The sequence below is a fragment of the Candidatus Nitrotoga arctica genome, assembly GCF_918378365.1.
Taxonomy (GTDB): domain Bacteria; phylum Pseudomonadota; class Gammaproteobacteria; order Burkholderiales; family Gallionellaceae; genus Nitrotoga; species Nitrotoga arctica.
Map to the genome: position 1 here is coordinate 1,605,534 of NZ_OU912926.1, position 13,220 is coordinate 1,618,753.

Here is a 13,220-nt window from a genome sequence, read left to right on the forward strand (position 1 = left end):
TCCTTATGTGGTTAGAGATTGCACGAATTGCAATACTTCCTGAGCGTGGCCGTCGGCTTTAACGCTGCGCCATTCGCCACGTAATATGCCGTTTTGGTCGAGCACGAAAGTGCTGCGCTCGATGCCCCGCACTTGTTTGCCATACAGATTCTTCAGTTTGATTACGCCGAACTGTTCACATACTGTTTCTTCTGAATCGGCAAGCAGAGCGAAGGGCAGGCTGAACTTAGCTTTGAATTTTTCATGCGACTCTATGCTGTCACGTGAAATGCCAACCACCTCACAATCAGCCTTTTTAAAATCTGCATACAAATCGCGGAATTGTTGGCTCTCAGTAGTGCAGCCCGGAGTGTTGTCCTTAGGGTAAAAATAAATCACTAGGGATTTGCCGCGCGCGGCAAAGAGTTTGAAAGTCCCTCCACCAGTGGCGGGTATTACGAAATCGGCAATAGCTTGATCAAGCATCTAGGTAATCTCCTATTTTAGGAGATGCCATTGTTGATAAAATTCTCGTACAAGGCAAGCGTCTCATGGGTTAATGCGTAAAAAGCTTTTTCGTTCCGCGTATTATAAGGTTAAGTCTTATCCTAAGTTTAGGATGACCTGCTACATTATTATAGACTGCATTCATGAGGGAGTCCGACGAATTCGATGCATGCATTCGAAAGCATGGTGTGATGGTCTTGAGCATTTCTCCTGCATTCTTCGAGCTATGGGTTCAGTTTTATTAAGAAGCTCGTGTTTGAGTTGATTGGGTGCTTAGGTTACAATGTGCGCCCTGCTTATTTGGCAAGTTTAAGTAGCAGGAAATTCGCACACTCGTTCATGTTGGGGTGCCTGCAAGGGTCGATTTGACGAGTGGAAGACTTTAACCCTTAACATATGGAGTAATTATGGCTGTAATTATGCGTCAAATGCTGGAAGCGGGCGTCCATTTTGGACATCAAACTCGTTATTGGAATCCCAAAATGGCTCCTTTTATCTTCGGCCATCGCAACAAAATTCATATTATCAATTTAGAAAAAACCGTTGTAATGTATAACGACGCGCTGAAGTTTGTGCGCAAAACTGCTGCCAATAAGGGCACGATATTGTTTGTTGCGACTAAGCGTCAAGCGCGTGAAATTATTAAAGAAGAGGCGCTTCGTTGTGGCAGCCCTTTTGTTGATCATCGCTGGCTGGGCGGTATGCTCACTAATTTCAAGACGGTACAGCAATCCGTCAAGCGTTTGCATGAACTGGAAGCTATGATGTTGGATAGCGTAGCCATGGAAAAAATTTCCAAGAAGGAAGGTCTGATGATGCAGCGCGAGTTGGAAAAGCTGGATCGCAGCCTCGGTGGCATCAAGAATATGCAGAATCTGCCTACCGCGATTTTTGTGATCGATGTTGGTTACCAAAAGGGTGCCATTGTGGAAGCACAGAAACTGAATATTCCGGTGATTGGCGTGGTAGACACCAACCATACGCCACTAGGTGTCGATTATGTTATCCCGGGCAACGACGATTCCAGTCAGGCGATACGCCTGTATGCGCGCGGAATGGCTGACGCAGTGCTGGAAGGGCGCGAACAGGCGCTTAACGAGATTGTGGCACAAGCCGAAGATCAGGCGGCGTAAGCTTTATTCGTTTGTCCAAAAGGGGCGAGAGCCCCTTTTTTTAGGTTATGTTTTCAAGGAGTGGGAAATGGCGGAAATTACCGCAGGCATGGTAAAAGATTTACGTGAGGCAACTGGTCTCGGCATGATGGATTGCAAGAAGGCGCTAGTTGAAACGAATGGCGACTTTAAGGCAGCTGAAGAATTTCTACGCATTAAGAGCGGTGCCAAGGCTAGCAAGGCGGCTTCCCGCATAGCAGCTGAGGGTTTGGTGAGTGCGTTTATCAGTGCTGATGGTAAAGTCGGTGCGCTGGTGGAAGTGAACTGCGAAACTGATTTTATGGCAAAGAATGATGCCTTTATGGCATTTGCGAGTAATGTGGCGCAAGCCATTGCACAAAATAATCCAAGTGATTCTGAGACTTTGTCCTCAGTGGTATTGGCCAGTGGTGACAGTGTGGAAGACGCGCGCAAGTCACTCATCATGAAGTTGGGCGAGAATGTCAGTGTGCGTCGTTTCGTGCGTTATAGCACAACGGGTAAAGTGGTAGCTTATTTGCACGGCAGCAAAATCGGTGTGCTTTTAGATGTCAGCGGTGGTGACGATGCATTGGGTAAAGATTTGGCGATGCACATCGCTGCGAGCAAGCCGGTATGTGTTTCCAAAGAGCAAGTCTCTCAGGAGTTGCTTGATACTGAACGCAAGGTATACACCGCACAAGCCGCAGAAAGCGGAAAGCCGGCCAATATTATTGAAAAGATGGTGGATGGACGTATTGCCAAGTATTTGGCCGAAGTTACTTTATTGGGCCAACCTTTTGTGAAGGATCCCGATATTTTGGTAGAAAAGTTATTGTCCACCCATAACGTGAAGGTCAATGCGTTCCAGATGTTCGTGGTGGGAGAGGGTATAGAGAAGGCTGTAGTGGATTACGCTGCCGAAGTTGCTGCGGCTGCAAAGATATAAGCAGATGCCAACTGCTCCAGCATACAAGCGTATCCTGCTCAAACTTTCAGGGGAAGCCCTGATGGGCGATGATAGCTACGGAATTAATCGTGCTGTGATTGAGCGCATTGTTAGCGAAATTGGCGAGGTGGTTGGACTGGGCGTACAGGTGGCGGTGGTGATCGGCGGTGGCAATATCTTCCGCGGAGTTGCGCCTGCCGCTGCCGGGATGGATCGCGCCACCGCCGACTATATGGGAATGTTGGCTACCGTTATGAACGCCATGGCCTTGCAGGATGCGATGAAACGCTTCGGTTTGGATTGTCGGGTGCAGTCGGCCCTCAACCTGGAACAAGTGGCTGAACCATTTATACGAGGCAAGGCATTGCGCTACCTGGAGGATGGCAAAGTGGTGATATTTGCTGCCGGGACTGGTAATCCATTCTTCACCACCGATACCGCGGCCGCCTTACGCGGCGTGGAAATGGATGCGGAAGTTGTCATTAAGGCGACCAAGGTGGACGGCGTATATACTGCCGACCCGAAACTGGATCCCGCCGCTATTCGCTATCAGAAATTGAGTTTTGATGAAGCGATTAACAAAAACCTTAAGGTAATGGATGCCACTGCATTGACCCTGTGCCGTGATCAGAGCTTACCGATCATCGTATTCAGCATCTTCAAGCATAACGCGCTGAAGCGCGTAGTGATGGGGCAGGATGAAGGGACGCTGGTACACTGTAACTGATGGAGGATAAATGTAATGATTTCTGATATCAAAAAAAATGCTGAACAAAAGATGAATAAGACGCTGGAAACGCTTAAGGTGGATTTCGGCAAGATTCGTACTGGTAGGGCACACACAGGTATTCTGGATCATGTGACCGTAGATTATTACGGTAGTCCTACGTTGATTAGCCAAGTTGCTAATGTGACTTTGATTGATGCACGTACCATCGGGGTACAACCGTGGGAAAAAAATATGATTGCAGCGGTGGAAAAAGCGATACGCGACGCTGATTTGGGACTGAACCCGGCGACCAATGGGGATCTAATCCGCGTACCAACGCCAATGTTGACCGAAGAGCGTCGTCGCGATTTGATCAAGGTAGTACGTAGTGAGTCGGAGAACGCTAAGGTGGCTATACGCAACGTACGTCGCGATGCCAACGAGCATCTTAAAAAGTTGCTCAAGGATAAAGAAATCGGTGAAGATGATGAACGCCGTGGGCAGGACGAGGTGCAGAAACTTACGGATCATTTCGTAGTAGAAATAGACAAGTCGCTGCAAATAAAAGAAATTGACCTGATGGCAGTTTAACTGCACTGCATATGGATTTGTTTTCCATGAGAAAGCGAGCGTATTGCTTGCTTGTGCGACCAACAGGGTCGCTGTCCTCGCGAGATTGCTTCAGAGGTTCTTGATGGCGTTATTTCAAAGTCCCACTCGCTCCGTCCCGACTATACCTCAAGTGCCACGCCATATTGCCATCATCATGGATGGTAATGGTCGCTGGGCAAAGCAACGCTATTTGCCACGTATTGCCGGACATCAGCGCGGTGTGGAAACGGTACGCGAGATCGTGAAAGCCTGCCGTGAACTGGGGATCGAATACCTGACCCTGTTTGCCTTTAGTAGCGAGAATTGGCGCCGACCGGCAGACGAAGTTTCCTTTCTGATGCAATTATTCCTGAAAATGCTTGAACGTGAAGTATCCAAGTTGCACGAAAATGATATTCGGCTAAAAATAATTGGTGACCGTAACCGTTTTGATGCCAATCTTAATCAACGCATTTTGGACGCAGAACAATTGACTGCAGGCAATGTTAGCTTAACGCTTACTGTTGCTGCTGACTACGGTGGACGCTGGGATATTATGCAAGCCATGCAGAAGATGCTGCAAGCGCGTCCTGATCTGGTTAGCGGTTTTAATGAAGAAGACCTGGAAGCATACCTTTCCATGCATTATGCGCCGGAGCCAGATTTGTTTATCCGTACGGGAGGCGAGCAACGCATCAGCAATTTCCTGCTGTGGCAACTGGCTTATACCGAGTTATATTTTACCGATACGCTATGGCCAGCCTTTGATGGCGAAGCATTAAAATTGGCTATCCAGTCCTACTATGCCCGGGAGCGTCGCTTCGGCCGAACCAGTGAACAAGTTCGGAGCGAGCGGATGCAGGATGGAAAAATTAATGCTTAAGCAGCGGGTGATTACAGCCGTGATCCTGCTGGTGCTGTTCTTGTTAGCGCTGTTTTTATTGCCCACTTTGGGGTGGGCTGCGCTGGTAGTTATCATGGTGATGCAAGGTTCATTGGAATGGGCGCGCTTATCCAGGCTGTCCAGGAAGACTGTTAGTGTTTATTTGGGGCTGACTCTGGCTTTGATCCTTGGTATCGTTTGGCTTGATACGCAATATCCCGGACAGCTTGAGTCATTGCATATGCTGATATATGGTATGTCGGCATTGCTATGGTTAATTATGGTGCCACTTTGGCTTATGGCTCGTTGGCACGTGCGTCAACCGCTGTTGATGATGCTAACTGGTTGGGTACTATTGATTCCGACTGGTTTGGCGATGATGGACTTGCGTATACAAAATCCCTGGTGGCTATTGGGAGTGATTGGACTAGTATGGGTGGCAGACATCGCTGCTTATTTCAGCGGACGCAAATTTGGCAAGAACAAGCTTGCGCCCAATATTAGTCCGGGTAAGACTTGGGAAGGAGTATTCGGCGCACTGCTCGGAGTTACCGCGTATGTGTTGCTTATTGTTTGGACAAGCGACCTTTCCACAAACTACGAAGCGCTGCTCGGTATGTTAATAGCGTCCTGGGGATGGGTGGGACTGGCAGTGATCGGTGATTTGTTCGAGTCGGCTATTAAACGCCAAGCTGGGGTTAAGGACAGCGGCACATTGCTTCCCGGCCATGGTGGCCTGCTGGATCGCATTGATGCTCTGACCTCAACTTTGCCATTGGCTGCAATGGTGATTCTGCTCCAAAGGGTGGTATGAAAAGCATAAGCCATCTCACCATACTGGGTTCCACGGGCAGCATAGGTACCAGCACCTTGGATGTCGTGGCGCGTCACCCTGGGCGCTACCGTATCGTGGCACTCACTGCACAGTGTCAAGACAATATTCTGTTTGAGCAATGTCTCCGTTTTGCGCCACGCTACGCTGTGTTGTTGGACGAGGGGGCAGCCATGCGTCTGGCGCAGCGTGTCGCCGTAGCTGGCTTGGATGTTGAAGTTTTATGGGGTGCCGCAGCGCTGGAGCGGGTTGCGTCATTGCCGCAGGTGGATACGGTAATGGCTGCTATTGTCGGTGCAGCAGGGTTGCGTCCTACGCTGGCTGCTGCACGCGCGGGCAAGAAAATTCTGCTGGCGAACAAGGAAGCACTGGTAATGGCGGGACGAGTGTTCATGGATTTGGTGCAGAAACATGGCGCTACGCTGTTGCCCATTGACAGTGAGCATAACGCCATCTTTCAGGCTTTGCCCCATGATTATTCCCGTCATCACACGGATAGTTTAACTGCCAGCGGGGTAAGTAAAATTCTGCTCACTGCATCTGGCGGTCCTTTTCTCAACACTACTTTGTCTGAATTAAAACACGTCACGCCTGAACAAGCGTGTGCACACCCTAATTGGATAATGGGACGCAAGATTTCGGTCGATTCCGCTACCATGATAAACAAGGGGCTGGAAGTCATTGAGGCACACTGGTTGTTTAACGCGCCAGCCGATGCGATTCAGGTAGTGGTGCATCCGCAAAGCATTATTCATTCGCTGGTGCAATATGTGGACGGTTCGGTACTGGCGCAGCTGGGCAACCCGGACATGCGCATTCCGATCGCATATGCGTTGGCTTACCCGGAACGCATTGAAACGGGTGTTGAACCGCTGGATCTGCTCAAGATAGCTACTCTCGATTTTGTCGCGTCGGACTTTATGCGTTTCCCAGGCTTGGCTCTGGCCTATCAAGCTTTGCGCGCCGGCGGTACAGCACCTACCGTGCTCAATGCGGCCAATGAAGTAGCCGTGGTCGCATTCCTAAACAAACAGATTCCTTTTCTTGCCATTCCCCGTTTGATAGAAGATGTACTAGCTGACTTGCCGGTAACCACGGTTAACACGCTGGAGGATGTGTTAAGTGCGGATGCCGGTGCGCGCGTAGTAGCAAATGAATTATTAATAAAAAGTACGATTTGTTTTTCATGATCACACTACTGGCTTTCATTGCGGCTATAGCGATACTCGTAGTGATCCATGAGATGGGGCACTACTGGGTAGCACGATTGTGCGGAGTGAAAGTATTGCGTTTTTCAGTTGGTTTCGGCAAGACAATTTATACCAAACGCTTTGCAAATAGCGAGACAGATTGGGTGATCTCCGCCATTCCCTTAGGCGGTTATGTCAAGATGCTGGATGAGCGTGAAGGTAAAGTAGCAGCGCATGAGCTGCATCTTGCATTTAATCGTAAACCTGTGCTGCAGCGCATGGCTATCGTGGTGGCGGGGCCGGTGGCCAATCTACTACTGGCTATTTTATTATTCTGGGCGTTATTCATCTATGGCGTGCCGAGCCTTAAACCTATGCTGGGCAAAGTATTACCGAATACCCCTGCAGCAACAGCATCCTTGCAAGCGCAGGAAACCATCGTCAGCATTAATGAGCAAGCCATTCCGAGCTGGGAGCAAGTGAGCTGGGTATTATTGGATCTCGCTCTGCAAGGTGCTACCGAAGCACGCATAGAAGCGCGCACTGCCCAAGGAGAAATAGTCCGGCATGCGCTCAATCTGAAAGCCCTCACTCCGGATGATATGGATGAAAATTTTTTGCACTCTCTCGGTTTACAACCTTATCAGCCGTTGGTACGCCCCGTCATCGGAAAGTTGGTAGAAGGTGGGGTTGCCCAACGTGCAGGACTACTCCCAAATGATAAAGTTCTGCGAGTAGATAGCCAGAGTATCGAAGATTGGAAAGACTTGGTGAAGGCAGTGCGCGGTCATCCGGGACAGCTACTGAAGTTGGAAATTGAACGAAGTGACACGCTACGGGTTGTTAATCTCACGCCTGAAGCAACCAGCGAAGCAAATATAACGGTAGGCAAGATTGGAGTTGCTCCGTACATAGATCGGCGTGAGTTCGACGCATTGTTGACTATAGTGCGTTATGCGCCGCTTGCAGCATTCGGGCATGCCGTACGAAAGACTTGGGAAATTGCCAAGATGAGTTTGAAATCGTTGGGTAAAATGGTCATAGGCGAAATGTCGCTGAAAAATCTGAGCGGGCCAATTACCATTGCCGATTATGCTGGACAGTCAGCACAGATGGGTATGGTTGCATACCTGAATTTCCTGGCGCTGATCAGTATTAGCCTCGGAGTGTTGAATTTGCTGCCTATCCCCTTATTAGATGGTGGGCATTTGCTGTATTATATGGCCGAGTTAATTAAAGGCAGTCCGATGTCCGAGAAGGCTTGGGGGGCAGGGCAGAAAATTGGTATTGTGCTGCTCGTTACCTTGATGGCTCTCGCGTTGTTTAACGACTTTAGCCGCGTATTTTAGGTTGAAATAATACATGAAATTGAAAAATCTAGCGGGGCTTATCCCGCTGTTGTACGCCACGTCCGCCATAGCCATCGAACCTTTTGTGGTTAAGGATATTCGTGTAGAAGGTATACAGCGTACTGAGCCAGGCACTGTATTCAGCTATTTACCGGTCAAGGTCGGTGACAAACTGGATGATGAACATGCTGCTGCGGCAATCCGTGCATTGTTCGCCACTGGTTTTTTCAAGGATGTGCGCCTTGAAATGCAACAGGGAGTGTTAATTGTCCTGGTGCGCGAACGTCCGTCCATCGCCAGCATTGAAATTAACGGAGTGAAGGACTTTCCGAAAGATACGCTGCGCGACAATCTTAAGTCGGTTGGGCTGGCGGATGGTCGTATCTTCGATAAATCTGCCTTGGATAAAGCGGAGCAAGAACTCAAACGTCAGTATGTGGCGCGCGGCAAATATGGGGTGAAATTCAGCACCACTGTTACCGAGTTAGAACGCAACCGTGTTGCTATCATCTTTAATGTGGTAGAGGGCGAAACCTCTAAAATCAGGCAAATTAATATTATCGGTAACCAGACTTTTAACGAAAAAAAATTGAAGGATTTGATGCAGCTCGGTACACCAAACTGGATAAGCTGGTTTACCAAAAATGATCAATATTCCAAGCAAAAACTGTCAGCTGATTTGGAAACTTTACGTTCACTTTATCTTGACGCGGGCTATCTGGAATTTTCCATAGACTCTACCCAAGTTTCTATCACACCAGACAAAGAGCACATTTACATCACCATTAATATTAGCGAAGGCGCCAAGTACACAGTTTCCGATGTTAAGGTATCTGGACCTGAAAATATCTTGCCGCATGTAGAGACGCGTAAATTGATTAAAGTACAAGCGGGTGATGTATTTTCTCGTAAGGAGCTGACCGATTCCACTAAGAAAATAGGCGACCGCCTTGGTGAGGATGGTTATGCTTTCGCTAATGTCAATGCGGTACCGGATATAGATAAAGAAAAGCATCAGGTGGGGTTCACCTATGTAGTCGACCCTGGCTCGCGAGCCTATGTGCGACACATCGATATTACAGGTAACACTAAAACTCGCGACCTGGTGATTCGGCGCGAATTTCGTCAGATGGAGGGCGCGTGGTATTCAGCGTCTAAAATTAAGACGTCCAAACAAAAAGTCGATCGTTTGGACTTTTTTAGTGAAGTAAATATTGAGACCCTCCCGGTGCCTGGTACAAATGACCAGCTAGATGTTAGTCTGGCTGTTAAGGAAAAGTCCACCGGAGATTTTTCGGTCGGTGCCGGAATATCCAGTAACGTTGGAGTGGTGTTTACTGGTTCTGTCACTCAGCGAAATTTGTTCGGTACCGGCAACAATCTATCTACACAAATTAATACCAGCAAGATTAATCAAGTGTATTCGGTGTCCTATACCAACCCGTATTTCACTGATAATGGAGTGAGCCAGGGTTTTGATGTATATAAACGCAACGTGAATTCCACTTACACAGCAATTAGCCCATACCTTTCTTCAACCATTGGAGGAGGAGTGCGTTTTGGCGTACCAATCAGCGACTTCGAGAATACACATTATGGTTTATCGGCGGAAAAAACCCAATTGACACTTACCGATACCAGCTCGCTACAAATGAAAGATTACGTTAGAATCTTTGGACCTTCCACAAGTAACCTGGTGAGCTCGGTGGGCTGGAGTCAGGATAGCCGTGACAGCGCTATTTACACTACGGCGGGAACGGTGCAGCGTGCTTTTGTAGAAGTAGCTTTGCCGGTCTCCAATCAGCGGTTTTACAAGCTTACCTATCAGCAACAGTGGTTCTATCCGATAAGTCAAAATGTTACCCTTATGCTAAATGGCGAAGCTGGAGGTGCGGAAGGCTATGGCGGCTTACCAGTGCCATTCTTCAAGAATTTCTATGCTGGCGGACCAGGTTCGGTGCGTGGTTTTAAGCCATTTTCCATTGGGCCGCGAGACCTTAACAATAATTCCTTGGGTGGCACCCGACGCATAGTCGGAAACGCTGAATTACTATTTCCCATGCCTGGAATGAACAAGGACAGGTCAGTGCGCTTGAGTGCTTTTGTAGACGTTGGCACGGTGTTTGGCTTGGGCCTTACGGCATCTGACAGCTTGCGTTATTCTACTGGTGTCGCTGTTACTTGGGTATCACCGGTTGGCCCACTTAAAATTAGCGTGGGTGTTCCGCTAAACAAGCAACCTAGTGACAAATTACAAATATTCCAGTTCACGTTGGGTTCGTTATTTTAAATGAGGGTAGGAGAAAAAATGAAAACTTGGAGTATGAAGTTTATGCAGATATTGCTGTTGGTCGGCAGTACTCAAGCATTGGCGGCTGATTTTCGGGTAGGTATAGTGAATACCGAACGCATTTTGCGTGAATCGGCTCCCGCTGTGAAGGCCGAGAAAAAGATTGAGAAGGAGTTTTCCGGACGCGACCAGGAAATCAAGAAAGTCGCTAAGCAGGTGAAAGATGTACAAACACTCATGGAAAAAGAAGGTCTGACCCTGCCAGATGGTGAAAAACGCAACAAGGAACGTGAACTGGCCAATCTCAACATGAATCTACAACGCATGCAACGTGGTTTTAGCGAAGATTTGAATCTGCGCAAGAATGAGGAAATGTCAGTGGTTCTGGAACATGCCAATAAAGCAATTCAAGCGCTTGCAGAAAAAGAAAAGTATGATTTGATATTACAAGAAGCTGTATATCGCAACCCAAATATTGATATTACCGAAAAAGTTTTGAAATACATGGCGAATGATAAATAAAGTTTTAAGTTATATTTAAATTGTATGAAGCGAACAAACTATAGCCTTAAAGAAATCGCAGCACGTTTCGGTGGTTTGTTGCTGGGTAATACCGAGACAACGGTTAATCAAATAGCTACGCTAGAAAATGCGCAAGCAGGGCATATTACTTTTTTAGCGAGCGCAAAATATCGTCCGCTGCTTGCTGCTACGCGTGCCAGTGCAATAATTGTAGGCTCGACAGACGCTGAGGCGACATCACTTCCCCGCATCGTATGCGATAACCCTTATGTTTATTTTGCCAAGGTTTCCGCATTTCTAAATCCTCTACCTTTGGTCGTGCCGGGCATACACTCCAGCGCCGTGATTGAGGAAGGTGCTCATATTGATCCGACCGCCTATATTGGCCCAAATGTAGTGATCGGTGCAGATACCAGGATAGGAGCTGGCTGTGCGATTATGGCAGGATGTAGTATTGGTGCAGGGGTAACTATAGGTATAGATGGACGCTTATATCCACGTGTCGTGGTATATCACAATTGTGTTTTGGGAAACAGACTGATAGCACATTCTGGCGTAGTGATCGGCGCAGACGGTTTCGGCATAGCGATGAATGAAGGCCGCTGGCTGAAAATTCCGCAGATCGGGCGTGTGGTCATTGGCGATGATGTGGAGATCGGCGCGAATACCACTATCGATCGTGGCGCATTGGATGACACAGTGATTGAGGAAGGAGTCAAGTTAGATAATCTGATTCAGATTGCGCACAATGTTCGCATTGGTGCACATACCGCTATTGCTGGATGTGTTGGCATTGCAGGTAGCGCGATTATCGGGCGCCATTGTCGGATAGGTGGTGGAACCGGTATTTTAGGACATACACAGATATCGGATCATGTCGAGATTTCTTCTTATACGATGATCGGAAAATCTATTCGGGAACCCGGTACCTATACGGGAATTTTTCCATTCAGTACGCACGATGTGTGGCGCAAAAATGCTGCCCAGCTACGTCATCTGGATGAGCTGGCAAATAAAGTAAAAATGCTGCAGCAAGAGGTTGAGATTTTAAGGAAGGAAGGTTGATGAGCACAGGCACCCAAATGGACATCTATGAAGTTTTGGAATACTTGCCGCACCGTTATCCGTTTCTACTAATCGATCGTGTGCTGTCATACGATCCTGGTAAGGATATCGTGGCATTGAAAAATGTCAGTATCAATGAACCTTTTTTTGGCGGTCATTTTCCGCATCATCCGGTTATGCCCGGAGTGCTGATCGTCGAAGCCATGGCGCAGGCTGCGGCAATCCTGACATTTAAGACCCTAGGCACCAAGCCGGACGATAAATCAGTTTATTATTTTGTTGGTATTGATGGAGCGCGTTTTAAGAAGCCAGTGAGCGCGGGTGACCAACTCATTTTAAAGGTATCGTTCCTCCGTAATTTGCGCGGTCTATGGAAGTTTTCTGCGACTGTGGAAGTAGACGAACAGATTGTCGCAGAGGCTGAATTGATGTGTACTGTTCGGGAATTGTAATGCTTCACCCTACAGCCCTTATTCACCCAAACGCTAAGTTGGCAAGTAACGTTGAGGTGGGTGCGTATTCAATCATCGGCGAGCATGTCGAGATAGGCAAAAATACACATATCGGTCCACATGTAGTGATCGGCGGACATACCAGCATCGGCCAGCACAACCGCATATTTCAGTTTTGTTCACTGGGGGAAATCCCACAAGACAAGAAGTACGCTGGTGAACCGACACGGCTGGAAATTGGTGATAACAATACCATTCGTGAATTCTGTACCTTCAATATAGGCACCTCACAAGATGCTGGCGTGACACGTGTTGGAAACAATAACTGGATCATGGCCTATGTGCATTTGGCGCATGATTGTCAGATCGGAAGCCACACTATTTTTGCTAATAACGCAAGTCTGGCCGGACATGTCAAGATTGCTGATTATGCAATCCTGGGAGGGTTTTCTATAGTGCACCAGTTTTGTCAAATTGGCATGCATGCGATTATTGGAATGGGATCTGTTCTCTTGCAGGATGTTCCGCCTTATGTTACAGCCGCTGGCAACCCGGCTGCACCTCACGGTATTAATTCAGAAGGGTTAAAGCGGCGTGGTTTTTCAAGTACAGCGGTAATGGCGATTAAGCGCGCTTATAAGACCTTGTACAAATCGGGGTTGATGTTAGAGCAGGCTAAAGTTGTCATTGAAGAACAGGCAGCAGAATATCCAGATTTAAATGTACTGGTTGATTTTCTAGGTCGTTCGCAACGCGGCTTTATTCGTTAATC

General features: G+C 47.9%; 14 protein-coding genes. 13 read left to right on the top strand and 1 reads right to left on the bottom strand.

Annotation, left to right across the window (positions count from 1 at the left end; translation table 11 throughout):
- Window positions 1-3 precede the first annotated feature (3 nt).
- Window positions 4-465, bottom strand: a complete 462-nt coding sequence (locus MKZ32_RS07180; protein ID WP_239796647.1) for a peroxiredoxin — start codon at window positions 463-465, stop codon at window positions 4-6.
- 428 nt (window positions 466-893) lie between these two features.
- Between MKZ32_RS07180 and rpsB the strand changes: the two genes are divergently transcribed.
- The 13 genes from rpsB (at window position 894) to lpxA (ending at window position 13,218) form a co-directional block, all read left to right on the top strand.
- The gene (gene rpsB, locus MKZ32_RS07185) at window positions 894-1,619 is read left to right on the top strand and encodes a 30S ribosomal protein S2 (protein ID WP_239796648.1); all 726 of its coding nucleotides are present in this window, start codon (window positions 894-896) and stop codon (window positions 1,617-1,619) included.
- 67 nt (window positions 1,620-1,686) lie between these two features.
- Entirely contained in the window at window positions 1,687-2,565 is an 879-nt protein-coding gene (tsf, locus tag MKZ32_RS07190; protein WP_239796649.1) for a translation elongation factor Ts, read from the top strand.
- Window positions 2,566-2,569: 4 nt separating this feature from the next.
- Complete coding sequence (gene pyrH, locus MKZ32_RS07195) at window positions 2,570-3,292, top strand: UMP kinase (protein WP_239796650.1); 723 nt, start codon at window positions 2,570-2,572, stop codon at window positions 3,290-3,292.
- A 15-nt stretch (window positions 3,293-3,307) separates the two neighbouring features.
- Window positions 3,308-3,865, top strand: a complete 558-nt coding sequence (gene frr, locus MKZ32_RS07200) for a ribosome recycling factor (RefSeq protein ID WP_239796651.1) — start codon at window positions 3,308-3,310, stop codon at window positions 3,863-3,865.
- Between the two features lie 103 nt (window positions 3,866-3,968).
- Window positions 3,969-4,748 (top strand): polyprenyl diphosphate synthase, encoded by a 780-nt coding sequence (uppS, locus tag MKZ32_RS07205; RefSeq protein ID WP_239796652.1) that lies wholly within the window; start codon window positions 3,969-3,971, stop codon window positions 4,746-4,748.
- A complete protein-coding gene (locus MKZ32_RS07210) occupies window positions 4,741-5,562 on the top strand; it encodes a phosphatidate cytidylyltransferase (RefSeq protein WP_239796653.1) in 822 nt (273 codons plus the stop codon). The genes uppS and MKZ32_RS07210 overlap by 8 nt, the downstream gene beginning before the upstream one ends.
- Window positions 5,559-6,770 carry a 1-deoxy-D-xylulose-5-phosphate reductoisomerase gene (ispC, locus tag MKZ32_RS07215; protein WP_239796654.1) on the top strand — a complete coding sequence of 404 codons (1,212 nt, stop codon included), beginning with the start codon at window positions 5,559-5,561 and terminating at the stop codon, window positions 6,768-6,770. Before MKZ32_RS07210 ends, ispC begins: the two co-directional genes overlap by 4 nt.
- Window positions 6,767-8,119, top strand: a complete 1,353-nt coding sequence (gene rseP / locus MKZ32_RS07220) for an RIP metalloprotease RseP (RefSeq protein ID WP_239796655.1) — start codon at window positions 6,767-6,769, stop codon at window positions 8,117-8,119. The genes ispC and rseP overlap by 4 nt, the downstream gene beginning before the upstream one ends.
- 13 nt (window positions 8,120-8,132) lie before the next feature.
- Window positions 8,133-10,409, top strand: coding sequence for an outer membrane protein assembly factor BamA (gene bamA / locus MKZ32_RS07225; protein WP_239796656.1), 2,277 nt, complete (start codon window positions 8,133-8,135; stop codon window positions 10,407-10,409).
- Between the two features lie 18 nt (window positions 10,410-10,427).
- Window positions 10,428-10,931: an OmpH/Skp family outer membrane protein gene (locus MKZ32_RS07230; RefSeq protein WP_239796657.1), complete on the top strand. Its 504-nt coding sequence runs from the start codon at window positions 10,428-10,430 to the stop codon at window positions 10,929-10,931.
- 24 nt (window positions 10,932-10,955) lie between these two features.
- Window positions 10,956-11,996 (top strand): UDP-3-O-(3-hydroxymyristoyl)glucosamine N-acyltransferase, encoded by a 1,041-nt coding sequence (gene lpxD, locus MKZ32_RS07235; RefSeq protein WP_239796658.1) that lies wholly within the window; start codon window positions 10,956-10,958, stop codon window positions 11,994-11,996.
- Window positions 11,996-12,448: a 3-hydroxyacyl-ACP dehydratase FabZ gene (gene fabZ / locus MKZ32_RS07240; protein WP_239796659.1), complete on the top strand. Its 453-nt coding sequence runs from the start codon at window positions 11,996-11,998 to the stop codon at window positions 12,446-12,448. Before lpxD ends, fabZ begins: the two co-directional genes overlap by 1 nt.
- Entirely contained in the window at window positions 12,442-13,218 is a 777-nt protein-coding gene (lpxA, locus tag MKZ32_RS07245) for an acyl-ACP--UDP-N-acetylglucosamine O-acyltransferase (protein ID WP_239798117.1), read from the top strand. Before fabZ ends, lpxA begins: the two co-directional genes overlap by 7 nt.
- Window positions 13,219-13,220 lie beyond the last annotated feature (2 nt).